The sequence below is a fragment of the Amycolatopsis acidicola genome, assembly GCF_007713735.2.
Lineage (GTDB): Bacteria > Actinomycetota > Actinomycetes > Mycobacteriales > Pseudonocardiaceae > Amycolatopsis_E > Amycolatopsis_E acidicola.
In genome coordinates this window covers 81242-103486 of the sequence record NZ_VMNW02000003.1, presented here as the reverse complement: position 1 = coordinate 103486, position 22245 = coordinate 81242, and the positions used below count along the sequence as shown (strand labels likewise).

The following is a 22245-nucleotide window of genomic DNA, read 5'->3' as shown; positions in this document are numbered from 1 at the left end:
GGGACAAATGCTATCTGTGACTCACGGTCGGACCCGTGGGCATCTGTCGAGACGTGTTCCATCAGAGCTCCGTCCCCCAGGCCGAAGTCGATCATCGCGCGCCGCTCGCCCGGACCAGGGACGCCGGAATGTCCACAACCTTGGCCGCCAGGTACTCCCCCAGCCCTTTCGCTTGCGGGTCGATCCGCAAGCAGGACGAGACGCCCTGCTCCAGGTAACCAACTAGAAGGAAGTTGAGCGCGGGCAGGGAAGGGAGCTCATGGCGTTCGACCCGGAGCCCGTCCGCCTCGGGAATCAACTCGTGCAGCCGTTCCACCGTGAGGTGCTCCCGTAGCCAGGCGTAGGCCTCGGCACTTCGTGCCCAGACACCGAGGTTCGCCATTCCACCCTTGTCCCCGGAGCGAGTACCGACGACCGCACCGAGGGGAAGGCGCACGGTCGGGCCTGCCGGGCAGCCGGTAGTTCCGGCGACGGGACGGGAAGGGGCTTCCCGTCCGTAACCCAAGCCTGCCAAGGAATATCGGCCGCCGGGCTCTCGTCCACCGGCACGCTGACCTGCACGTTTTTCTTGGATACAAGACAGGGCCATTGGACTCCGAAGAGCCGTTCCTTCTGCGGCGGCGTAGTCAGGTAAAAGCCGGGCACGTTCGAGGTGCCCAGCTGGACGATGCGGTCGGAGAAGTTCTTCCTGCTCACCTTCGCGCGATCGTGGTCGCGCGCGCTGATGACCACCCATGCGGACTCCTGAGCCTGATCACCGTCGACGTCCCTGGCCGGGCCGACGACCGTCCACCGGAACGCATCGAAAGTCTCGGGGGCTCCGACAGCGCGCTCGACGGCACGCTGCAACCAGGCCGGTTTTTCCTTCAGGTGCAAGCCGGTAAGGCCAACCGTCATCGTGTTGCGATAGCCGCCCTCGAAAGTCAGCGACAGCTTCGTCAGATCGTTCGGCGCCCGGCCGCGTGCTCCGCGCACCCGAACCCGGTTGTCCCCTTCCCGGACCACCGTCACCTGCGACAGGTCCACGATCACATCGGGGTTCAGGTACTCCGGGCCACCGATTTCGTACAGCAGCTGAGCGGAAACGGTGTCGGTGGAGACGAGCCCCCCGGAGCCCTTGGACTTGGTGATCACACAGGTCGCGCCCTCGGCGATCTCGGCGATGGGCATGCCCGGCAGCCCGAGATCACCGTGCTCGTGGAACAGCGCGAAGTTGCCGCCGGTGACCTGGGCGCAGCATTCGATGAGATGCCCCGCCACCACCCCACCGGCGAGCGAGTGCCAATCATCCCGTGCCCAGCCAAAGTTCCAGGCCGCTGGTCCAACGATCAAGGACGAGCCGGTCATCCGCGGGCAGATCACGATATGCGCACCCGCGCCAAGCGCCGCGACGATCGGCCACGCGCCCAGATAGGCGTTGGCCGTCAGGATGTCGTGCTCGGCTACGACCAGGTCCTCGCCCGTGTCGACGTTGCGAAGCACGCCCTCGGGGCCGAGCAACCCCGCGAGGTCCGTTTTGAGGTCATCGCCTGTCACCGCGGCGACCCGTAGGGTCACACCCTGCTTCGCGCAGGCCTCGCGCACCGCGTCGGCGCAGGCAAGTGGATCGAGCCCGCCCGCGTTCGTCACCACCTTCACCCCCTGGTCGGCGATGCGTGGAAGGTGCCGCTCGAGCTGGTCGACGAAGGCCGCGGCGTGGTCGACGCCTCCTCGCAGCTGGTTCTTGCGCAGCACGAGCATCGTCAGCTCAGCGAGATAGCCGCCGGTCAGAATGTCGACGCCGCTGTCGAGCAGTTCCCCCATGCCGTCCGGACGATCGCCGTGATAGGCCGAGAACTGTCCGACCCTGAGCGCACGATTGGCTGTAATATTGGAGCCTATCTTCGGACAATGGCACCCTGACACCTCTTCCGTCAACCGGTCGCCCTGGTGAGGACGCGCGAAGTCCGGCCGGTAAGGCGACCCCGAGAACGATCTCGGCACCGGTACAATGGTGGAGCCAATGACCCGAACCGGGAGGCGCTTCACTTGACCGATGAGGTGACGTTCCAGCCCGCTCGCCCCAGGCGGGCCATCGACGAGATCATCTCGCAGATCCGGGGCTCGATCCAGCGGGGCGAGCTTGAGCCAGGCGATCGCCTGCCGTCCGAGCGCGCACTGGCCGAGCAGTTCGCGGTCAGCCGCAACACGGTACGGGAAGCGTTGCGGATGCTGGAGATTTCCGGCCAGATCACGCTGAAGAAGGGCCACACCGGAGGCGCGTTCATCACCAAGCTAGATCACAGCACCGCCGCCCGATCCGTTTCGGACGCCTTGCAGGCGACCAATGTCTCGCTGTCCGATTTCACCGAGGTGCGGATGTGGCTCGAGCCGGCTCTGCTGCGAGCCGTCTGCGAACGCATGACCGGGGAGGACCTCCAAGCCCTCGAGGACAACGTCGAGCAGGCGTCGAAACTGTCGGCCGTCGGCGACTGGGAGCGCAAGGGTGCCGTGCACGTCGAGTTCTTCAATCTGCTCGCGGACGCGACGCGCAACCCCGTGATGCAGGTGCTCGTGCGTTCGCTTTCGGAGCTGCTCCGGGAAATGGTCATGGCGGTGGGCCCGTCCACCGACGACGACATCATCCTTCGGTCGCGACGCCGGCTCCTCGGCCATCTCCGTAAGCGGGAAGCCGAGAAGGCGGTACAGGAGGCCGAGCGGCACCTCAAACGCATCCACCGGATGTGGCTCACCGGGGCCTACGAGGGCTCGTACTTCCGCTCTTGAGCCACGCAGCACGAAAGGCGCCGTCCCACCGGGTCTGTGACGGGAAGGCGCCCTTCGGCGTGATTCAGGCGTTGATCCTCCTGGCATCGCGTTCGGGGTTCACCAGCAGCGCCAGCGCCACGCCGCCGACCACGACGAGGGCACCGCACAGCAGGAAAACGTTCCCGTAACCCGAGGCTTCGTCAGGTGCAGCCGAGATCATCGCACCGGCGACCGCGGGGGCGATGATGCCGGCGGAGTTCTGCAACGCGAGGAAAACCCCGAGGACACCGGCACGCTGGCGGGCGGGCGCGAGGCTCCCGATCGCGGCGTACATCAACGGCATCGAGCACATGCTGATCCCGTAGCCGAGCACGAACAGACCGAGGACGACGTACGGCGAGTGCAGCAGGGTGAGGAGCACGATCAGCGCGCCACCGATCACCAATGCCGCCCCCGCGACGAGTCCACGGGCGACGCGCGCCGAACCTCCGCGAGCCAGCACGCGATCGGTCACGAAGGCGCCGCCGATCATCGCGATCATCGCACCGAAGCTCGGCAGGCCGAAGAACGAGCCCGCCTGCACCTCGGAGAACCCGAGCGCGGACTCGAAATACGACGGCAGCCAGGTCATCACGACCGTGATGAGCGCGTACTGGGGGAACGTGCCCACCACGGCACCGATGAACGTCCCGCTGAGGAGAATCCGCCGGAGCGGCACTTTCGGCTCCGCTACGGCTTCATGCCCCTCCTCGGCCGGCTTGACCGCACTGTAGGGCCCTTCCTTGCCGATGAAGAGCCAGAGCAGGCACCACACGGCGCCGAGCACCGCGAGCGTGAAGAACGCCGCCCGCCAGCCGAAGCCGATGATCACGAACGTCATCACGGGCGCCATGACGAACTTGGCGATCGAGGAGCCGGAGGTGATCAGGGAACTGGGCAGCCCACGGCGTTCCGGCGTGAACCAGCTGTGCGCGGCGTGCGTGGCCATACCGTTGGATGGCCCCTCGGCCGCGCCGAGCAGGATCCGGCTCACGAGAACGACCGTCATCGAGCTGGTGAACACGATCGGCAGCTGGCACAACGACCACAGGGCGACGATCACCAGGAGGATCCACCGGCTGGAGATCCGGTTGGCGAGGAAGCCGATCACGATCCCGCTGATGCTGAACAGGAAGAAGAACGCGCTGCCGAGGAACCCGAACTGCGCGGGCGTGAGGTGCAGGGAAGCCATCATCGGCTTGGCGGCCAGGCCCAGGATGGAGCGGTCGGCCCAGTTGACGACCATGAACAGCACGAGGACGGCCACCACGAGCCACGCGCGACGGGAGGTTCCCGGTGTCGCCTCCTGTGCCGGAACAGCTGAAATCCCCCCGGGGAGTTGTTGCATCGACATTGTTCCTCCGTTGGAACGATTCTGAGGTGCGAACAGACAGACCCGGCTTATTGGCTCAACCATTGAGCCACAATGTGACACTCAGGTCAATAGCGGCCCGAGTCACGGGTGACCGAAAACCCTGTGAAGACAACGATTTCCCGCTGGCGGGAGATCAGGTGCGAAGCCATTCCCGCACGGACTCGTTGTGCTGTCCGAGAGTCGGCGGGGCAAGATGCTCCTGTCGTCCGGCGGCATGAGCGTTGTCGTCGAAGCGCACGGTCGGTCCCGGCAGCGTCAGCGTGCCCTGGGTCAGGTGGTCGACCTCGATGAGAAGTCCTTGGGAGGCAACCTGTTCCCAGGCGTACACGTCATCGAGGCCGCGCACTTTGCCTGCCGGGATCCCGGCCTCGGCCAGCCGCCGCAGCCAATGCTCCGCGGGCCGGGCCGCGAGCATGCCGGTGATCTCCGCTGTCAGCTCGCTCCGGTTCGCGACGCGGAGGGAGTTCGTGCCGAACCTCGGATCGTCGGCCGGAATGCCGACGACATGAGCGAAGGAGCGCCACAACGCTTCGGAGCCGCAGGCGACTTGCACCGGCGCTGTTTGCGTCTCGAACAACCCGTAAGGCGCGATCGAGGGATGCTGCGCGCCGGTCGGGACCGGCACTTCCTTCCCGACGGTCCAGCGGGTGCCCTGGAACGCGTGGGCGCCGATCATCGCCGCGAGCAGAGACGTCCGCACGACGCGGCCTCGCCCGGTACGCGCCCGTTCGCAGAGAGCGGACAGCACACCGATGGCGCCGTTCATCCCGGCCATCAGGTCGGCGATCGGCACGCCGACCTTGGTGATGGTGCCCTGCTCGTCTCCGGTGAGGCTCATCAGGCCGCCCTCGCCCTGCAGGATCTGGTCGTACCCTGGCCGCGCGCTTTCCGGCCCGTCGTGCCCGAAGCCGGTGATCGAGAGCCGCACCAGACCAGGGTTCAACGAACGGAGCCGGTCATCCCTGTAGCCTAGGCGCGCGAACCCGCCGGGGCGGAAGTTCTCGACGAGTACGTCCGCGCGGCGCACCAGTTCGTCGAGCGTGCCGCGATCGGCCCCGGCCTTCAGATCGAGGGTGATGGATTCTTTGTTCCTGTTGGCGCAGAAGAAATAGGTCGATTCCCGGTCTTCGTCGCCGCCGACGAACGGCGGCCCCCAGCTGCGGCTGTCATCCCCTGCTGGGCTCTCCACTTTGATGACCCTCGCGCCCATGTCACCGAGCATCATGGCGGCGTGCGGGCCCGCGAGCGCACGGGAGAGATCAAGTACCAGCATCCCGTCGAGCGGCCCGTTTGATAGCTCTTCTCCGACTGTCACAAGCGTTTCCTTTGCTCGAAGCCAGCCGACACTGTGCCGAGTCCGCTGATCTCCGCGTGGTAGGTGGCGCCGGCCCGGACTGTCGCCATTGGCCCCAGCGCGCCGGCGAGGACGATTTCGCCCGCGCGCAGGGTGAGGCCCAGGTCTCGGAGCTTGCGGGCCAGCCACAGCACGGCGAGGACGGGATCACCGAGGCAGTCGGCTCCGGTTCCGTGGGAGACCACCTCCCCGGCCGTGGTCATCGTCATCCGGGCGGCGATGAGATCAAGGCCGTTCAGCGGGGTTTTCTTGTCGCCCAGTACGAACAGCCCTGAGGAGGCGTTGTCGGCGACCGTGTCCACGATCGAGATGTCCCAGTCCCCAACCCGGCTGTCGACGATCTCCAGTGCCGGTTGGACGTAAGCGACCTTTCGCTGGACCGCGGCCGGCGTCAGCTCCGGATCGTCGAGGTCCCCGGCGAGGACGAAGGCGACCTCTGCCTCGATCTTCGGCGCGATCAGGGAGGCCAGGTCGATCGGCTCGCGCCCAGTGCGGAGCATGTCGTGGAACAGGACCCCGAAATCCGGCTGGTCCACGCCGAGCTGGCGCTGCACAGCCGGAGAGGTCAGCCCGATCTTGTGCCCGATGACGCGGCCGCCGTCGCGCAACCGGCACAGGGTGAGCAGTTCCTGGACGGCGTATCCGCTGTCGATGTCCCCGGGCTCGAACAAGTCCCGGATCGGCGGTACCGGACGGTGCAGTCGCGCGGCCGTCCACAGTTCACGGCAGGCTTGCCGGACGGTGAGTTCGTCGACCGCGGTCATGAGGCGATCGCTCTCTCGGTGCCTTGGTCCGCGTGTCCGATGAGGGCGCGGCAGCGCATCAGCTCCCGTGTCGCGCCGAGTCCGAGCGCGCCGATGACGGTGCCCGCTTTCCGGTACAGCACGACATACTCGTCGGTGCCGAGGCTGCCGTGGCTGACCCTCGAACTGTCGTAGCCCTCCGAGGTACCGAGGAACTGCAGGCGGCTCCCGTACTGATCGGACCAGAAATACGGCACCGACGGCGCGGGCGCGGAGGATCCGAGAATGGCGCGGGCAACGGCGGTGCCCTGTTCTTTCGCGGTTGTCCAGTGCTCGACCCGCATGTGCCGCCGCGCCGTGGGGTACCACCAGGCGGCGACATCCCCTGCCGCGTAGACGTTCCGGCGGTTGGTGCGGCCCGAATCGTCACACACGACACCGTTCTCGACACGCACGCCGGAACCGGCGAGCCAGTCGACGACCGGTTCCGCACCGAGGCCGAGCAGGACCACGTCGGCGTCCAGCACCGTTCCGTCGGTCAGCACGACCTGCTCGACCTTGGCCTCGCCCGAAAGCCGCGCGACCCCCTGGCCGCACAGCAGGCGCACTCCGTGCTTGTCGTGGCGCCGCGCCAGCGACAGGGCGACGTCGGCGCCGAACAGGTGCTGGAACGGGCGTTCCCTGGCTTCGACGATGGTGACGTCCGCACCGAGACTCACGGCCACCGAGGCCACTTCCGCGCCGATGAACCCACCCCCGACGATGACGAGCTTCGGCGCGCCGGACAGTTCGCGCCTCAGCGCGACGCTGTCGTCCAGGTTCCGGATGGTGTGCACGCCCCGCAAGGGCGGCATGCCGGGCAGCCGGCGCGCTCGCACCCCGGTCGCGATCACCACCGCATCACCACCGATCTCGCCGCCGCTGTCCAGCGTCACCATCGGGCGCGCCGGGTCGAGCGCACGGGCCGGCTGCCCGAGCACGAGCTCGATTCCCTGGTCCCGGTAGTGCTGTTCGGGCCTCAGCAAGCTCTTGCGCGCGTCCCAGTCCGGCTTCAGCGCACCCTTGGACAGCGGCGGTTTGTCGTAAGGCAGATGCCGGTCCGCGTCGACGAGGGTGATCCCGCCGTCGTGACCGGCCTTGCGCAGCGCGTCGGCCGTCGCGACGCCCGCGACGGAGGCACCGACGATGACGACATCCATCGCGCTCACTCCTCGATCACGATCGCGTCGGTCGGGCATGCCTCTGCCGCGTCACGCGTGCAGCCCCGCAGGTCCTCGGGGATCTCGCCGTCGATCAGGAGGACGGCGATCTGGTCGCTGTCGATGTCGAACACCTTCGGCGCCACGCTCAGGCAGGCGGCGAACCCACAGCATTTGTCTTCGTCAACTCGAACTTTCATGTCGCTTCCCGGTTTTCGTGCTTTCCCGGCCACGGCCGAGTACCGCTTCGTTGTCGGCACCGAGTGCGGGGACCAAGGCCGGTGCCCGGTCAGCGCCGAACGATTCCGTTTGAAACGGCAGGCCCACGTAGTCGTAGGTGCCTGCCGCGTCCTCTGCTCGGCGCAGGGTTCCGCGTGCGCGAAGCTGTTCGTCATCGAGCACGTCCTCGACCGTGCGGAACCGGGCACACGGAACTCCCCTGTCCAGCAGGTATTTCTCGGCTTCGGCCGCCTCCTGGTCCGCGGCCCAGCCTGCGATCACGTCCTGCCATGCCTCCCAGTTGTGCTCGCGCGCGGACATCTCGGCGAAGCGTGGGTCGGTGAGCAGGTCCGGACGCCCCATCGCCTCGGCCAGCGTCCGGAAGTTGCGATCGGTGATCGCGGCGATGATGAGGAACTCGTCGCCGGCTGGGACCGGCCGGTAGACGGTCTTGCCCAGGCTGGGGCCGGTGTCCTGCGCGGCCTGCGTTTCGTAGACCAGCGTCGAGAGCATGATGTCCAGCAACGCGATGTCCAGGTGGTCCCCGCGCCCGTGGTTGCCGCGGGCCAGCAACGCCGAGACGATTCCGCCGTACGCGACCTGCCCCGCCATCACGTCCGCGACGAAGATCCCTGTGGAGGCGGGCCGGTCGGCGTCGCGCTGGTAGTTCATGTTCGTGATGTCGTAGCCGGACATCGCGTGCACGATCGGCGCGTAGGCCGGGTACAGCGCCTTCGGACCGGTCTGGCCGTACCCGGAGATCGAGCAGTAGACCAATCCCGGGTTCACGCGCGCACAGGTTTCGTAGTCCAGGCCCAGTTTCGCCATCACCCCGGGGCGGAAGTTCTCGATGAGCACGTCCGCCCCGGCGACGAGATCCACGGCCTGCCGGTGGCCGTCCGGGTCCTTGAGATCGAGCATCACACCGCGTTTGCCGGCGTTCAGGGAGCCGAAGTAACTGCTCGCGCCCGCACGCAACGGCGTGCGCTTGCGCATCGGATCCCCTTCGGGCGCCTCGACTTTGATCACTTCGGCGCCCGCGTCGGCGAGCAGCCGCCCGCCGTACGGGCCGGCGATCATGATCGTGAAGTCGAGCACCCGGATGCCCTCGAGTGGCAGGCTCATCGCAGGATCCGCTTGGCGATGATGTTGCGCTGGATCTGGCTCGTGCCCTCGTAGATCCCGAGCAGCTTGGCGTCGCGCATGTAACGTTCGACGGGGTGGTCGGACATGTAGCCGTGACCGCCCAGGATCTGCACCGCGTCGGCGGTGGCCCGGTTGACGGTGTCGGCGGCGAACAGTTTGGCCATCGACGACAGCCTGGTCACTTCGTCACGGGGCGCGCCGCTGTCGTAGGCCTGGGCGCAGTCGTAGACCAGGTGTCTGGCCGCGGCGATGTTGGTGAAGTTCTCGGCCATCATCCACTGCAGGCCCTGGTATTCGACGATGCGCCGGCCACCCGCTTCGCGCTCCTTGGCGTAGTTGATGGCGTAGTCCAGCGCGCACTGCGCGGCACCGACCGCGATGGCGGCGACGGTGGGCCGGTTGAGGTGCAGTCCGTGCATCGCGGCACCGAAGCCGTTGCCCTCTTCGCCCACCATGTAGGCGTCGTCGACCACGACGTCGTCGAGGAAGATCTCGTTGTTGGGGACGCCGTGCTGGCCCATCTTGTCGTTGTGTTTGGCGACCTTCCAGCCTTCCTGGTCGGTGTCGACGAGGAACGCGCTGATGCCCTTGCTTCCGGGCTGGTCGTTGGTGCGGGCGAACACCAGGGCGTACTTCGCCATGCTGCCCCAGGTGATGAACTGCTTGGCACCGTTGAGGATCCAGCGGTCTCCGTCCTTGGTGGCCTTCGTCTTCATCAGGGACGGGTCGGAGCCGGCGTCGGGTTCGGTGATCGCGATGCAGGTGATGGTCCGCCCCTGCGCGAGCAGCGGCATGATCTCGCCGAGTAGTTCCTTGCTCGCGCCGGTGAGGATGGCGTTGACGACGATGGAGTTCTGGCCGGCGAGCTGCGCGAGCGCCATCGACCCGGCCTCCGCCACCGCCTCGCGGGCGAGGCAGCCGGAGAGCAGGTCGCCGCCCGGGCCGCCGTACTCCTCGGGCACGGCCAGCTGCACCAGGCCCATGTCCCCGAAGACGTCGACAAGGCCGGCCGGGAACTCATTGGTCTTGTCGATCTCGTCGGCGACCGGGCGTACGTGCTTGTCCGCCATGTCCCGCACGGCCGCGAGGAAGTCCTGGTGGTCCTGATCGAGTTTCATACCGCATGTCCGTTCTTTGTGGTGGAGGGAAAACGTGCGCGCTCGGCGCTCGTGCAGCCGAGAAAATCCAGGGCATTGCGAGTCGTCGTGTCCCGCCAACGCCCACCGAGCCGCAGTGACTCGGCGCCGAGGCGGTAGGAGGCGGCGATCGGTGATTCCATGGCGGCGAACGGGTAGTCCGATCCGACGACCATGTGCTCGGGCCCGAAGGTGTCCTCGGCCAGTGCCAGCGCGCCCGGGTCGTAGGTGAGCCCGTCCGCCCAGAGCGTGCGCAAGGCCTGCCAGGGCCCGTCCCGCGGTGGCGCGTCGTGCTGACGTTGCCAGCCGTTCAGGAGGCGGCCTCGAAGCGCCGGGACGCCCGCGCCCCCGTGCGCCAGGCAGATCCGCAGGGCGGGATGCCGGTCCAGAACTCCGCCGAACAGCAGGGAGCCGACTGCGAGTTCGGTCTCGATCGCCCTGCCGAGGCCGAAAGCCAGCCCGTGATGGCAGGAGCGCTCGGGCGCGACGGGTTGCCATGGGTGCACGAACACCGCCGATCCCGAGGCTTCCAGCTCGGCGAACACCGGGTCCAGTTCCTTGTCGTGCAGCTGAAATCGGTGCGCGTGGGTGCCGATGGCAACGCCGTGCATCCCGAGCTCACCGGGCAGACGCTTGATCTCGGCTACCGCTGCTTCGGGGTCCTGCAAGGGAATCGCGCCCAAACCGAACAACCGGCCCTGCCCGGCCGCGATGAGTTCCGCGAGCCGGTCGTTCTGTTCCCTGGCATACCGTCCGGCGATTTCCGCGGAGGCGTCGTAGAGGAACGTGAACGGGGTCGGCATGACGACCTGCCCCACGACCTCGTCCCGGTCCATGTCCTCGAACCGTGCTCCGGCGTCCCAGGCGGACGGCCCGAGGGTCCGCACATGCTTGCCGCGCTGGAAAACACGGACCTGGTCGCCCTGCGCTTCGAGCACCGGCCACCCTTCCCGCACCGCCTGGTCCGACGGCGGTGGCAGATCCCGCGGGAAGAAGTGGGTGTGGACATCAAGCATTGAGATCCACCGGTGGCAGCCAGACGTTCGACGCCCAGCGGGCCCGCGCCATCGACCGCGGCCGGTGGTCCGGGTCGGTGATCTTGCCGTGCTCGATGCAGAATTCGACGGTCGACGGCCCGGGGAGGCCCTTGGCGTAGAACCCCATCGAGCCCGACGTCGGGTGCCGCAACAGGTCGCGGGAGAACGGCTGGTCGTTCTCGATGAAGTTCTGCCGGACCCGCATCAGGTCGTCGATCCCGTCGAAGTGGAAAGCGACGTGGTCGAGCAGCGGCGGCTCACCCCGGCCGGCACCGATCACCAGCGAGTGGTGGAACTGGTTGGCGGCGCGCAGGAAGATGGTGCGCTCCAGGACGCGGTCGGACTCGAGCATCCCGAGGACCCGCCCGTAGAAGTCGAAGGACTTCTCCAGATCGGCCACGGCGACCACCGCGTGCAGCATCGCGGAGGGGTTGATCCACGGCTTGGTGGGCGGGACGCCCATGTTTCCCATGCCCGTGAACAGCTCGACGAGGTAGCCGTTGGGGTCGCGGAAGCGGATGGCCGGGCCGGTCCACTCCCCCTCGTGGTCGGTGACCTCGACGCCTTCGGCGGTCAGCCGGTCGCGATAGCGGTCGAGATCGCCGGGCTCGACCACTTCGAAGGCCAGCTTGCGGATCCCGGCCTCGCCCTCGGTCCGGTGCAGCACGATCCAGTGGTGGTCGGTGCCACCGCGCAGGTGGATCACGTCCTCGGTGCGTTCGGACACTTCGAGCATCGCGTACTTCGTCCACCGGGTGACCGCGTCGTCGAGGTCGGTCACGTCCAGCACCACGTACCCCAGGCGCTGCGGGATCAGTTTTTCTTCTGGCATCAGGTTTCTCCTTGTTCTGTTCGGCTGCGTGACGAAGCGTCAGAGCATGGTCGAGCCACCGTTGATGCTGAGCACCTGACCGGTGATGAACGACGCCTCCTCGCTGGCCAGGTACAGCACGGCGGACGCGACCTCGGCGGCTTTGGCGAACCGCCCCACCGGGATCAGGTTGCGCGTCTTCTCGAACCGCTCCACCGCCTCCGGTGGCCGCGACAGCGTGAACGGGGTTTCCGTTCCGGTCGGCGCGACGGTGTTCACCGTGATGCCGCCGCCGGCGAACTCCCGGGCCATCCCGGTGGTCAGGCCGTGCACTCCGCCCTTGGCGGCGTTGTACATCGCGTGCTCGAACAGCCCGTTGCGCACCGAGTCCGCACCCACGTTCACGATCCGGCCGTACCTCTGCTCGGACATGACCGGTACCACCGCGCGGGAACACCAGACGGTGGTCCACAGGTTGCGGTCCACGGTCTCGCGCATTGTTTCCGGTGTGTGGTCGAGGAACGGTTTGATGATGCCGCCACCGGCGTTGTTGACCAGGACGTCAAGCCTGCCGAACCGGCCGAGCGCCTCGTCCACCAGCTGCCGCGCTCCGTCCTCAGTGGACACATCGGACCCGACGTAGGCCCACTTCGGTGCATCCGCACCGAGAAAGCCCGCGACCTTCTGCTCCCCGTCGGGTGCGCGGTCGGCGGCGACGACGTGCGCTCCCTCGCGGGCCGCACGGGTGATGATCGCGCTGCCGATTCCGCCCGCAGCCCCGGTCACCACCACCACCTGGTCGCGGAACCGGTCACCCACGATCGCTTCGTGTACTGACATGGTCAACGGCCCAGCAGGAAGTCGAGGTGGATCCGGTTGAACGTCTCCGGGTCCTCGAACTGCGGCCAGTGACCCGCGTCGGTCATCACCGCGAACCGCGAGTCGGGGATCCAGTCCGCGACCTGCTTGCCGATCTCCGGCGGCGCGGTCGGGTCGTGGTCGGTCCACAGCACCAGCACGGGGCACGCAACCTTTTCCCAGTGGTGCTGTTCCAGGCAGTTGCGGTCCTGCCCATCGGGATCGGTGTGCCGCTTGAGGATGTTGGTCATCCGCGCGACGTACTCCGGGTTCCGGTAGATCGTCAGCCGGGTGTCGACGAGGTCCTCGTTGATGTCGGAAGGGTCGTGCACCAGCCATTCCAGCCGCTTGCGCACACTCTCTTCGCTCGCGTTGACCACCGCGTCCATGGACAGCGTCGCCAGCCGCTGGACGACGTCCTCGGGCAGCCGCAACGCCGCGCCGGTGTTGAGCACGATCTTGTCCACCCGGTCGGGGTAGGTCAGCGCGAACCACCCGGCGATCCCCGCGCCCATCGACTCACCACTGATCGAGACCTTACGGATCCCTTCCGCGTCAAGGAAAGCGCGAAGGTGCTCCACGTAGTCCTTGAAGTCGTAGGCCTGGTCGGGCTTGTCGCTGAAACCGTGGCCGACCATGTCGATCGAGTAGGTGTGGAAGTGCTCGGCGTGCGGACCGAGGTTACGCACATAGGCTTCGGCGTGGCCCCCGGTGCCGTGGATGAAGATCAGCGCGGGCTTGTCCGCGCTGCCCGATTCGAGCACCCGGGTCGCCACCCCGCCCGCGTCGACCCAGCGCTGCCTGAACTCCACTCCCCGCAGATCCGACCACACACTGTGGTACGTCATGAGAAACTCCTCTCGTTGTTCCCTGGTCAGAAAATGACGACGGGCTTGCCCGGCTCTCGCGGGGCGGTCAGGTGCTCGTATCCCGACCGGATGTCGGCGAACTGGATGCGTCGTCCGGTCACAGGCTTGATCCGGCCGGCGTCGACAAGTGGTTGCGCGACACGGCGAAACTCGTCCACGCACGCGGCGATCTCGTCGAGTGTCTGGTTCTTCCACGTCGTTCCGGTCACCCGCGCGCGCCGGGCGGCGAGGTCGGCAAGATCGAGTGAGGCGGACCGACCGCCCAGCCGCCCGACCGAGACCAGGCGCGCCCGTGTGCGGGCGACGGTGACGCTTGCTTCGAACATCGCGCCGCCCACGTGGTCGATCACGATGTCGACGCCGGTGGAACCCGTCTGCTCCGCGAGCTCGCTTTCGTTGTGCACCACAAGATCCGCACCGACATCGCGCAACAGGGAATCGGCGTGGAGAGACCGTGTGGTCGCCACGACCTCCGCTCCCAGGCAGTGCGCGAGCTGCACCCCGGCCAAACCGGCCGACGACGTCGCACCTGTCACCAGCACCCGGTCCCCGCTGTGGAACCCGGCCAGACGCACGAGCGCCTCGAACTCGGTCAGCAGAGCCATCGGCAACGCGGCACAGTCCGCCGACTGCAGCCCATCGGGCGACGGCAACAGCAAACGCTCGTCGACAGCGACGTACTCGGCGTAGGCGCCACCGCACATCGCCATCACCCGCCGGCCGACGGTGGCCTCACGGACGTCGGCGCCCACCGCGGCGATTTCGCCCGCGAACTCCAGGCCCGCGATGTCGGGACTTCCGGGGCGACGGAAGGCCTGCTGGCGGTAGCGGCCCCGACGGTGCAACAGATCCGCCCGGTTCATGCCCGCCGCGTGGACCGCGACGAGCACCTCGCGGGGGCCCGGCTCGGGCACCGGAACCTCGGCCAGCTCGATCTCCCCGTCGATGGGGACCGCCGCACGCATCTTTCCGCCCATCACAGGATGATCGAGAGGACGCCGCCGACGTCACGTAAGGTGTGGTGCCCGAGCACCGCGTGCTTCCGCGCGATCCGGAACGAATTTTCCTTCTGCCGCAACAGGTAGCGCACATCGGCCACATAGGACGTCGTACCCGGCACGCGCGACCGGTGTACCACCGCGGTGCAGCGCACCGCCAGATCCCCGGAATCGTCGTCGCGCAGGCGAACGTTGCTGATCACGCGCGAGGTGGTCGACCGGGGATTCTCGATGTGCGCGTAGGTACTCATCAGGCGCTGGACACGTCCCTGGAGGCCGACGTGGTCGTCGTCGATCAGGTTCAGGTCCAGGTCGACGTCACCGGCGGGATTATCGGTGGCCGGCACCACGTAGCGGCCGTCCGGAGTGAACAGGTCGCGCCACTCCTCCAGCTTCCAGGCGTCCAGCAGTTGTGCCTCGTAGTAAAGGAAATCCTCGACGGCCGCGCGGTCGAACCGCTTCGACGACGCCTGCTCGGCATCCGGGAAGTCGATCACGCCTTGCCTCCCATCAGTTCGTCCCAGCGGCGCCAGAACGTGCGCATCTGCAGCTCGTCCCAGTTCGCGGGGTCCACTTTGTCCATCCCGCGGGAAACGTCGCTCCACCCTTCGCCGGGACGACTCTGATAACCCCGCTGACAGGACTCGAGCGCTTCGTTGTCGTCCGGTGTCGCGAGACCGGCCGGCCCGAGGAAGGACAGGAACGACTCGTTGCGCACCCGCCGCGCTTCCGGGGTTTCGTCCTTCGGGGCCAGCGACCACGCCGTCACGTTCATGTGCCCGGGCGTGTTCGGGTAGAAGGTGCGGATGATGACCGCCATGATGTTGTTGATCACCAGATTGGGGAAGACCAGCATGTTGAAGTCGAGGTTGGCGATCAGTTCGGCGCGCTCGGCGCCGTGCACCTGCTCGAGCCGCCGGTAGGACTCCTCGACGACCGCCTTGGTGTCCTCCCCCATCGACGGCTGCCAGCGCGCGATCGGCCGCCCCCACGGCGCCTGTTTGACCGTGACCGTGTGCCCGTTGCCGAGATCGAAGGCGTGCGAGGCTTTCCAGTCCTTCTCCGTATTGCCCGCGATCTGGTCCCCGCGCGATTTCTGGACGTCCAAATAGGTCTTGTGCACCGGGATGGCGTGGTAGCCGTCTGAACTGTTCTCCGCCAGGAGTTTCCAGTTCGACTTCATCGAGTACTCGTGCGTGCCGGACTGGACGGCCATCCCGATGTCCGCGGCGGCCTGGTCCGCGGTCAGGTCCAGGTAGTACTTGGCGTCAGCCAAGTAGTCCACGAGCGGTTCGGCCTCGTCGTTGAAGGTGAGGAAGACGAACCCGCGGTACTGGTCCACCGACGTGGGCTGGGCCAGGCCGTGGTCCTCCTTGCGGAATCCCTCGGGGAAGCCATCCTCGTCCGGCATGGACACCAGGCGGCCGTCGTTGTCGAACGACCAGGAGTGATAGAAGCAGCGGAACCGCCGCTGGTTTCCCCGCCGCTCACGGCACACCTCCGCGCCACGGTGCGAGCACGAGTTCAGCAGCACCCGGATCTCTCCGGCGGAGTTGCGCGTGAACAGGATCGGCCTGCCCGCCACCTCCCGCGCGACGAAATCGCCCGGCTTCGGAATTTCGGAAACGTGGCCGACGTAGATCCAGCACCTGGCGAACACCTCCTCCCGCTCCCTGGCGAGCACGGTGTCGTCGGTGAACGCCGCACGATTCACAAGGAACCTGTTGGGAGAGCGCAGATCCCGGATGAACTCGGTTTCCCGCCCCGGGATCCGGATCACCTCGGCGACCTCGCTGGTTCGAGGTGCGAAGCCAGTCATCAAGACTCCTTATTGGTTCATTGGTTGGGCCATTGAATCATAGAGGGTGGCCCCTCCGTCAAGTCGAGACAGGTGACCGGCCTCAGTCCGCCGGGTTGATCACCGCAGGCAGCGCTACCGATTTCGGCGTCGGCCAGCATGGCGGACGCCGTTCCAGGAACGACTTGGCACCCTCGGCAGGCTCATCGAGAGTGCGCACCCAGTCGTAGACCCGTTGCTCGATCTCTCCACCACGATGAGCATCTGTCTCCTGTGCGCAGGTCCACAGGAGACGCTTGTTGGCGGCCACCATCGCCGGTGAGGTGTTGGTGGCGATGTCAAGCGCCAGTTCCCGCGCCGCGGGCAGCACTTCGTCTCGGGGCAGTGCGCGTGCCGCGAATCCGATCGCGGCTGCCTCCGCGCCGCTGAAGAACCTGCCGGAGATCATCAGCTCGAGCGCCCGGGACAATCCCACGAGCCGGGGCAGGATCCACGCCGAATGCGCTTCCCCGCTCACCCCGCGTCTGGTGAACGGGAACGCCAATTTCGCGTCCTCCGCGACGTAGCGAATGTCCCACTGGCTGGCCATCGTCAGCGCGACACCCACAGCCGCGCCGTTGATCGCGCCGATAACCGGTGTTCGCAACTCCCAGGCACGATGGCGGTACACCACCGGGTCCTTGCGGAACGCCTGCCCGTCACCGCCGGCGGAGAGATCGCTGCCCGACGAGAACGCCCGGCCGGCCCCGGTGACCACGATGGCACGGACATCGTCGGCCGCGTCGAGTTCGGTGAACGTCTCCCACAAGCCGACGATCATGGGCTGGGTGAGTGCGTTGAGCCTGTCCGGCCGGTTGAGGGTCACCGTGGCGACCCCAGCGTCGCAGTCGACGAGCAAGTCGGTCACCACGACTCACCTGCCCCGGCCTTTCCCAGGTCCCGAAAGGGAATGCCACGGTCCACAGCGGGTTCGCGCGGGAGCCCGATTAGCCGTTCCCCGATGATCGTGCGCTGGATGTCGTCAGTACCGCCGGCGAGCGAAGCGGCACGGGATCGCGACAGCGCCTCGGCAAGTCCCTCGCCCGACGCTTCTAGCCACGCAGTCGCCTCAGCCCCGGCGATCCGGAACGCGAGCTCCGCCGCCGACTTGGTCAGCCTGGCCTTGACGACTTTCGCGATCGAACCGGCCGGACCGGGATCCGTTCCGGCTCGCACCTTCGCCTGGATGCCGGCGCCGAGCCCGGCCAGCGCGCGTTCGCGCAGGTACAGGTCCGCGATCGTGCGGCGGATCTCGGTGTCGTCGTCCCTGCCGTGTTTCCGGGCCAGCTGGGCCAGATCGTGCGCGGAGACCCGGGACAGCTTCCGCGAGGACGCTCCGATCGAGGTCCGCTCGTTCATCAGCATCACGATCGCCGCGTTCCAGCCGCCACCGATCCCGCCGACGACCTGGGTGCCGGGCACACGCACGTCGTCGAGGAAAACCTCGTTGAACTCGGCTGAGCCGGTCATCTGCCGGAGCGGGCGAACCGTGACCCCCGGCTGGGACATGTCGACGACGAACATGGTCAGTCCCTTGTGCTTCGGCTCGCCGGCATCCGTGCGCACCAGCGCCAAACCGAAATCACAAGCCTTGGCGTGACTCGTCCACACCTTCTGCCCGGTGATCACCCACGCGTCGCCATCCTGCCTGGCCGACGACCGGAGACCGGCTAGATCGGAGCCCGCACCGGGCTCCGAGAACAGCTGGCACCAGACCTCTTCCCCGCGGACGAGCGGCCGCACGTAGCGCCGCTTCTGTTTCTCGGTGCCGAGCGTCAGCAGGGTCGGACCACACATGCCGAGGCCGACGAGGAGCAGCCGGGCGGGCGGATCGAATGCGGCGAGTTCGTCGGCGAAGGCGCGCTCGTACTCGACAGTCAGTCCCTGGCCGCCGTATTCGGCGGGCCAGGAGATACCGGCGAAACCGGCGTCGTGCAGCGCCGCTTGGAACTCCTTGACGCGAGCCACGGCCTCCTGATCGGAGCCGTCGTCGGCGCCGTCATCGGCTGCCGTCCACTGCACCAGGTGCTCGGACAGCCACGTGTGTGCCCTGTTCCGGAACTCGGAGACGGATTCGGCCGTCATCACATCACCTCCGCCGCGATCAGGTCACGAAGCTCGTCCACGTCGCCGAAGAGCGGGGCGGTCCCGAACGCGCGCCGGAAATACAGGTGTGCGTCGTGTTCCCAGGTGTAGCCGATCCCGCCGTGGTTCTGGATGTTGTCCGCCGCCAGTCGCTGGTACGCCGTGGCCGCGGCGACCTTGGCCAGCGAGGCCGGCAGCCCGGAATCCTCACCCGCGCAGATCGAGGCGACCGCCGCCTCGACCAGAACCCGGGCGAGCTCGACCTCGACCAGGTCGTCGGCGATGCGGTGCTTGACAGCCTGGAAGGATCCGATCGCCCTGCCGAACTGGACACGCTCTCGCGCATAGGACGCCGATGCGTCGAGACAAGCTTGCGCACCACCGAGTTGCTCCGCCGCCAGTGCGGTGGCGGCTAGCGACATCACCGGCTCGATCGCCTCCTCACCGGACAGCCGCCGCGCGACCGCCGATTCGAACCGGACACTGGCTTTGCCGCCTTGTCAGGTCGTAACCGGTCAGCATGTCGACCTCGACCCCGGTAGTGGCCCTGTCCACGGCGAACCACCCGCGGTGCTCACCGTCACGGACCGCGAGCAGGAAAAGATCAGCCCCGCCGCCATCGAGAACGTGGGACTTGCCACCGTCCGCCCGCCACCCGTCGCCGTCCGAGCAGACGGTCACGGGGTGGTCGATTTCGTCGGCCACCGCGATCGTCGCCATGGTCCTGCCTGCCGCGATTCCCGGCAGGATCTCACCCCGCAGCGAGCGGTCCCGGCAGCTCGAAACCGCCTCGACCGCAAGGACATGGGACAGGCAGGGAACGGGGGCCAAGGTCCGGCCCAGCTCGCCGAGCACGACCGCCGCGGCGTCGAATCCGGCATCCGCGCCGCCGAACTCCGCCGGCACGGTCATACCGACGACGCCGAGTTCGGTCGCCAGCCGGTCCCAGGCAGCACTGTCGAAGCCCGCCTGCGAGTCCATGACCTCGCGCACCCGCTCGGCGGGCATCCGGTCGACCAGGAATTCGCGGACGGTGCCGCGCAGGTCATCGATTTCGCTCATCGTGCCCTCCAGTAGGGCACGCCGACCTCGTCGTCGACCTGGACCATGTAGACCTCGACCGGCATCCCGATCCGCACCGCTTCCGGATCGACACCGGTCACGTTGCCCATCAGCCGCGGCCCCTCCGCGAGTTCGATCATGGCGACGACGTAGGGCACTTCTTCCCGGAACGGCGCGACCCCGGTCTGACGGATGACCGTGAATGTGTAAACCGTGCCCTGGCCACTGCTGCGTTCCCAATCCGGCGCCGCACCGCAGGACGTGCACAGCGCGCGGGGGTAGTGCTGAGCGTGTCCGCAATCGGGGCATCGCTGGATGAGCAGTTCCCCGCGCGCGCAGGCGGCGAAGTACGGTGCCGTCACTTCGTTCGGTTCAGGGCGTGGCCGGCTGTCGATCCGGTTCGCGATCACGTCCGCGTTGGTCACGGTGATCTCCTTCCTCATACCGGCTTCGCGCCGAGGACCGTCACGCCCATCGCAGACAGGTAACCGCCGGACCCGGCTGCCACGGCGATCTCGCAGTCCGGTGTCTGCACCTCGCCGGCCTGCCCACGCAACTGCCGGACAGCTTCGGCTATCAGGAACAGCCCTCGCATGCCCGGATGGCACGCGGACAGGCCGCCGCCGTCGGTGTTCATCGGCAACCGGCCGCCCTTGCGGATGTGTCCTTCCTCGACGAAGGGGCCGCCCTCCCCGAGCTTGCAGAAGCCGAGCGCCTCGATCAGCATCAGCGCGGTAATCGTGAAGCTGTCGTAGGTCATCACCGTGTCGACGTCTTCCGGCCTGATACCGGCCTGCCGGTAGGCCTCCGCCGCCGCGGCTGTCGCCGCGGTCGTGGTGAAGTCGGGCATCTGGCTGATGTTCCAATGAGTCTGGCCCGCGGCGGCCCCGAGCACGTATACCGGCGGCTGCCGCAGGTCTCGCGCGCGTTCGGCGGTCGTCATGATGAACGCACCACCGCCGTCGCTGACCACGCAGCAGTCGAGTTTGTGCAGCGGGTCGGCGATCATCCGGGAATCGAGCACATCCTGGACCGAAAGTGGTTGCCGGTATTGAGCTTTCGGGTTGTACGCGGCGAACTCGCGTGCGGCGACCGCGATCTGGGCCAGCTGTTCCGGTGTAGTGCCGAACTCGTGCATGTGGCGGAGGGCGGCCATCGCGTAGGAGCCGACGAGGACATTGCCGTAAGGCGCTTCGAAGCTGCCCCAGGTATCCGGCGCCTGCACCCCGGCGGCACCGCCGGTGCCCAAGGTCCGGCCACGAGCCGACAGCTGGTCGGATCCGTAACTGACCAGGACCGTGTCGGCGTAGCCCGCCCGGATCGCGGCCGCCGCGTGCTGGACGTGAAACTCGAACGAGGAACCACCCAGTGAGGTGCCGTCGACCCACCGGTGCTCGATCCCCAGGTATTCCGCTATGTCCGCCAGTTTGCTGTCGGCGTTGGCGTATCCGTCGATGTCGGACTTGCGCAGCCCGGCATCGGCCAGCGCACGGCGCATCGCGAGAGCATGGTGCCCCCGGACGGACAACAGCGGTGCCTTCGGGTAGTCGGAAAGACCCACCCCGCAGATCACGGGTGTGCGGTCGGCCATCATGCCTCCTCGACTCGGACCCCGGCGCGGCCGCGGTCCAGCACGACCGTGCCGTCCGGCTTGGTGACCTGGAAGACAGCGGTCGACGGGCTGTCCTGCCAGATGTTCACGGTCAGCTGCTCGCCGGGGAGGACGGGCGCCGACATCCGGGCGGCGAACGACGTGACCCGCCCTGGATCACCCTCGGCGAAGGAGCGCAGAACCGCGCGGCCCGCGAAACCGTACGTACACAGCCCGTGCAGGATCGGCCGCGGGAAGCCCGCGCGCCGGGCGAAGCCTGGGTCCGCGTGAAGGGGATTGCGGTCGCCGTTGAGACGGAACAGCAGTGCCTGCTCGGGCCTGGTCTGGTACGTCGAGCTCCAGTCGGGCTGCCGCTCGGGGCGGGCCCACGCCGTTTTTGGCGCCCTGGCTCCCCCGAACCCGCCCTCGCCGCGAAAGAAAAGCCCGGATCGCACTGTCGCGATGGTTTGCCCGTCGGTCGCGTCGTCGAAATCGGCTTCGACCACGACCAACGCGGCTGACCCCTGGTCGTGGATGCCGGCGACGCGGGACCGGATCACGACGTCGCCGGCCGCCGGGAGTGGGCGATGGAGTGTCAGTTCCTCTTCGGCGTGCACGACCCGGGAGCGGTCGAAGGTCCCGAGCTCCCCGGACAACCGACCGGGCACCAGGACCGAGGCGAACGTCGGCAGCACACGCTGCACCCGGTCGCCGTCGGTCTCGGTGGTGAACTCGAGTTCGGCGGCGGGGTCGGCGGCGCCCGCCCCGACGCCGAGCGCGTACAGGATCGCGGCGGCCGAGTCCCACGATCGCTTCACCGGAGGGCGTTCGCGCCCGACGACTGCGAGATCGAGAGGCATCAGGCGGCGCCTCCCTGCGGATCATCGTGGTCCGGGGCGACGGCCGGCGTTGCGCGGCCACTGCGATCGGCATGCTCGTCATCGAGCAGCATCTTGCGCTCCAAAGCGTTTCGTAGTGGGTACCGGCGGATCCGGGCGGGCTCGCCACAGTCCGGGTAACAAGGCTCGCCGGGCTCGACGGTTCGAATGTTTGGTAGGACCATTGAGCCATCGGCATACTCCGATGTCAAGCATCGAATCATTGCCGTGGAACAAAAACCAGCCTTGACAGCCATCTG

Annotated in this window: 24 protein-coding genes; 1 reads left to right on the top strand and 23 read right to left on the bottom strand. The window is 67.6% G+C overall.

Annotated features, from left to right (window positions below):
- Positions 1–91 precede the first annotated feature (91 nt).
- Together FPZ12_RS03570 and FPZ12_RS03565 are read right to left on the bottom strand one after the other, a co-directional pair.
- Positions 92–382 carry an AtuA-related protein gene (locus tag FPZ12_RS03570; RefSeq protein WP_424923568.1) on the bottom strand — a complete coding sequence of 97 codons (291 nt, stop codon included), beginning with the start codon at positions 380–382 and terminating at the stop codon, positions 92–94.
- Positions 295–1917, bottom strand: coding sequence for an acyclic terpene utilization AtuA family protein (locus tag FPZ12_RS03565; protein WP_144745522.1), 1623 nt, complete (start codon positions 1915–1917; stop codon positions 295–297). Before FPZ12_RS03565 ends, FPZ12_RS03570 begins: the two co-directional genes overlap by 88 nt.
- Positions 1918–2028: 111 nt before the next feature.
- On the opposite strand from FPZ12_RS03565, the gene FPZ12_RS46825 reads away from it, so the two are divergent.
- On the top strand, positions 2029–2766 hold the full coding sequence (locus tag FPZ12_RS46825) for a FadR/GntR family transcriptional regulator (RefSeq protein WP_144745521.1): 738 nt from the start codon (positions 2029–2031) through the stop codon (positions 2764–2766).
- Between the two features lie 64 nt (positions 2767–2830).
- Here the strand turns inward: FPZ12_RS46825 and FPZ12_RS03555 are convergent, their stop codons facing one another.
- The 21 genes from FPZ12_RS03555 to FPZ12_RS03455 form a co-directional block, all read right to left on the bottom strand.
- Positions 2831–4141 (bottom strand): MFS transporter, encoded by a 1311-nt coding sequence (locus FPZ12_RS03555; protein WP_166462557.1) that lies wholly within the window; start codon positions 4139–4141, stop codon positions 2831–2833.
- 154 nt (positions 4142–4295) lie between these two features.
- Positions 4296–5477 carry a CaiB/BaiF CoA transferase family protein gene (locus tag FPZ12_RS03550; protein WP_243769653.1) on the bottom strand — a complete coding sequence of 394 codons (1182 nt, stop codon included), beginning with the start codon at positions 5475–5477 and terminating at the stop codon, positions 4296–4298.
- Positions 5474–6280 carry a 2-keto-4-pentenoate hydratase gene (locus FPZ12_RS03545; protein WP_144745519.1) on the bottom strand — a complete coding sequence of 269 codons (807 nt, stop codon included), beginning with the start codon at positions 6278–6280 and terminating at the stop codon, positions 5474–5476. The genes FPZ12_RS03550 and FPZ12_RS03545 overlap by 4 nt, the downstream gene beginning before the upstream one ends.
- Positions 6277–7458, bottom strand: coding sequence for an NAD(P)/FAD-dependent oxidoreductase (locus tag FPZ12_RS03540; protein ID WP_166462556.1), 1182 nt, complete (start codon positions 7456–7458; stop codon positions 6277–6279). Before FPZ12_RS03540 ends, FPZ12_RS03545 begins: the two co-directional genes overlap by 4 nt.
- A 5-nt stretch (positions 7459–7463) precedes the next feature.
- Entirely contained in the window at positions 7464–7658 is a 195-nt protein-coding gene (locus FPZ12_RS03535; RefSeq protein ID WP_144745517.1) for a ferredoxin, read from the bottom strand.
- On the bottom strand, positions 7642–8802 hold the full coding sequence (locus FPZ12_RS03530) for a CaiB/BaiF CoA transferase family protein (protein WP_144745516.1): 1161 nt from the start codon (positions 8800–8802) through the stop codon (positions 7642–7644). The genes FPZ12_RS03535 and FPZ12_RS03530 overlap by 17 nt, the downstream gene beginning before the upstream one ends.
- Positions 8799–9941, bottom strand: coding sequence for an acyl-CoA dehydrogenase family protein (locus FPZ12_RS03525; protein ID WP_144745515.1), 1143 nt, complete (start codon positions 9939–9941; stop codon positions 8799–8801). Before FPZ12_RS03525 ends, FPZ12_RS03530 begins: the two co-directional genes overlap by 4 nt.
- The gene (locus FPZ12_RS03520; protein ID WP_144745514.1) at positions 9938–10975 is read right to left on the bottom strand and encodes an amidohydrolase family protein; all 1038 of its coding nucleotides are present in this window, start codon (positions 10973–10975) and stop codon (positions 9938–9940) included. The genes FPZ12_RS03525 and FPZ12_RS03520 overlap by 4 nt, the downstream gene beginning before the upstream one ends.
- Positions 10968–11828 (bottom strand): VOC family protein, encoded by an 861-nt coding sequence (locus tag FPZ12_RS03515; protein WP_144745513.1) that lies wholly within the window; start codon positions 11826–11828, stop codon positions 10968–10970. The genes FPZ12_RS03520 and FPZ12_RS03515 overlap by 8 nt, the downstream gene beginning before the upstream one ends.
- 39 nt (positions 11829–11867) lie before the next feature.
- Complete coding sequence (locus FPZ12_RS03510) at positions 11868–12647, bottom strand: SDR family NAD(P)-dependent oxidoreductase (protein ID WP_144745512.1); 780 nt, start codon at positions 12645–12647, stop codon at positions 11868–11870.
- Between the two features lie 2 nt (positions 12648–12649).
- Positions 12650–13513 (bottom strand): alpha/beta fold hydrolase, encoded by an 864-nt coding sequence (locus tag FPZ12_RS03505; protein WP_144745511.1) that lies wholly within the window; start codon positions 13511–13513, stop codon positions 12650–12652.
- Positions 13514–13539: 26 nt separating this feature from the next.
- Positions 13540–14511 (bottom strand): zinc-binding dehydrogenase, encoded by a 972-nt coding sequence (locus FPZ12_RS03500; RefSeq protein WP_144745510.1) that lies wholly within the window; start codon positions 14509–14511, stop codon positions 13540–13542.
- A complete protein-coding gene (locus tag FPZ12_RS03495) occupies positions 14511–15029 on the bottom strand; it encodes an aromatic-ring-hydroxylating dioxygenase subunit beta (RefSeq protein WP_166462555.1) in 519 nt (172 codons plus the stop codon). Before FPZ12_RS03495 ends, FPZ12_RS03500 begins: the two co-directional genes overlap by 1 nt.
- Positions 15026–16351 carry an aromatic ring-hydroxylating oxygenase subunit alpha gene (locus tag FPZ12_RS03490; protein WP_144745508.1) on the bottom strand — a complete coding sequence of 442 codons (1326 nt, stop codon included), beginning with the start codon at positions 16349–16351 and terminating at the stop codon, positions 15026–15028. The genes FPZ12_RS03495 and FPZ12_RS03490 overlap by 4 nt, the downstream gene beginning before the upstream one ends.
- 82 nt (positions 16352–16433) lie before the next feature.
- Complete coding sequence (locus tag FPZ12_RS03485; protein WP_208025722.1) at positions 16434–17237, bottom strand: enoyl-CoA hydratase-related protein; 804 nt, start codon at positions 17235–17237, stop codon at positions 16434–16436.
- Entirely contained in the window at positions 17234–18454 is a 1221-nt protein-coding gene (locus FPZ12_RS03480; protein WP_144745506.1) for an acyl-CoA dehydrogenase family protein, read from the bottom strand. The genes FPZ12_RS03485 and FPZ12_RS03480 overlap by 4 nt, the downstream gene beginning before the upstream one ends.
- Entirely contained in the window at positions 18454–18876 is a 423-nt protein-coding gene (locus tag FPZ12_RS03475; protein WP_144745505.1) for an acyl-CoA dehydrogenase family protein, read from the bottom strand. The genes FPZ12_RS03480 and FPZ12_RS03475 overlap by 1 nt, the downstream gene beginning before the upstream one ends.
- 19 nt (positions 18877–18895) lie before the next feature.
- Positions 18896–19516, bottom strand: coding sequence for an acyl-CoA dehydrogenase family protein (locus FPZ12_RS03470; RefSeq protein ID WP_144745504.1), 621 nt, complete (start codon positions 19514–19516; stop codon positions 18896–18898).
- A complete protein-coding gene (locus FPZ12_RS03465) occupies positions 19513–19941 on the bottom strand; it encodes a Zn-ribbon domain-containing OB-fold protein (protein ID WP_166462554.1) in 429 nt (142 codons plus the stop codon). Before FPZ12_RS03465 ends, FPZ12_RS03470 begins: the two co-directional genes overlap by 4 nt.
- A 14-nt stretch (positions 19942–19955) precedes the next feature.
- Positions 19956–21107 (bottom strand): acetyl-CoA acetyltransferase, encoded by a 1152-nt coding sequence (locus tag FPZ12_RS03460; RefSeq protein WP_144745502.1) that lies wholly within the window; start codon positions 21105–21107, stop codon positions 19956–19958.
- On the bottom strand, positions 21107–21967 hold the full coding sequence (locus tag FPZ12_RS03455; RefSeq protein WP_144745501.1) for a MaoC/PaaZ C-terminal domain-containing protein: 861 nt from the start codon (positions 21965–21967) through the stop codon (positions 21107–21109). The genes FPZ12_RS03460 and FPZ12_RS03455 overlap by 1 nt, the downstream gene beginning before the upstream one ends.
- Between the last annotated feature and the right edge of the window lie 278 nt (positions 21968–22245).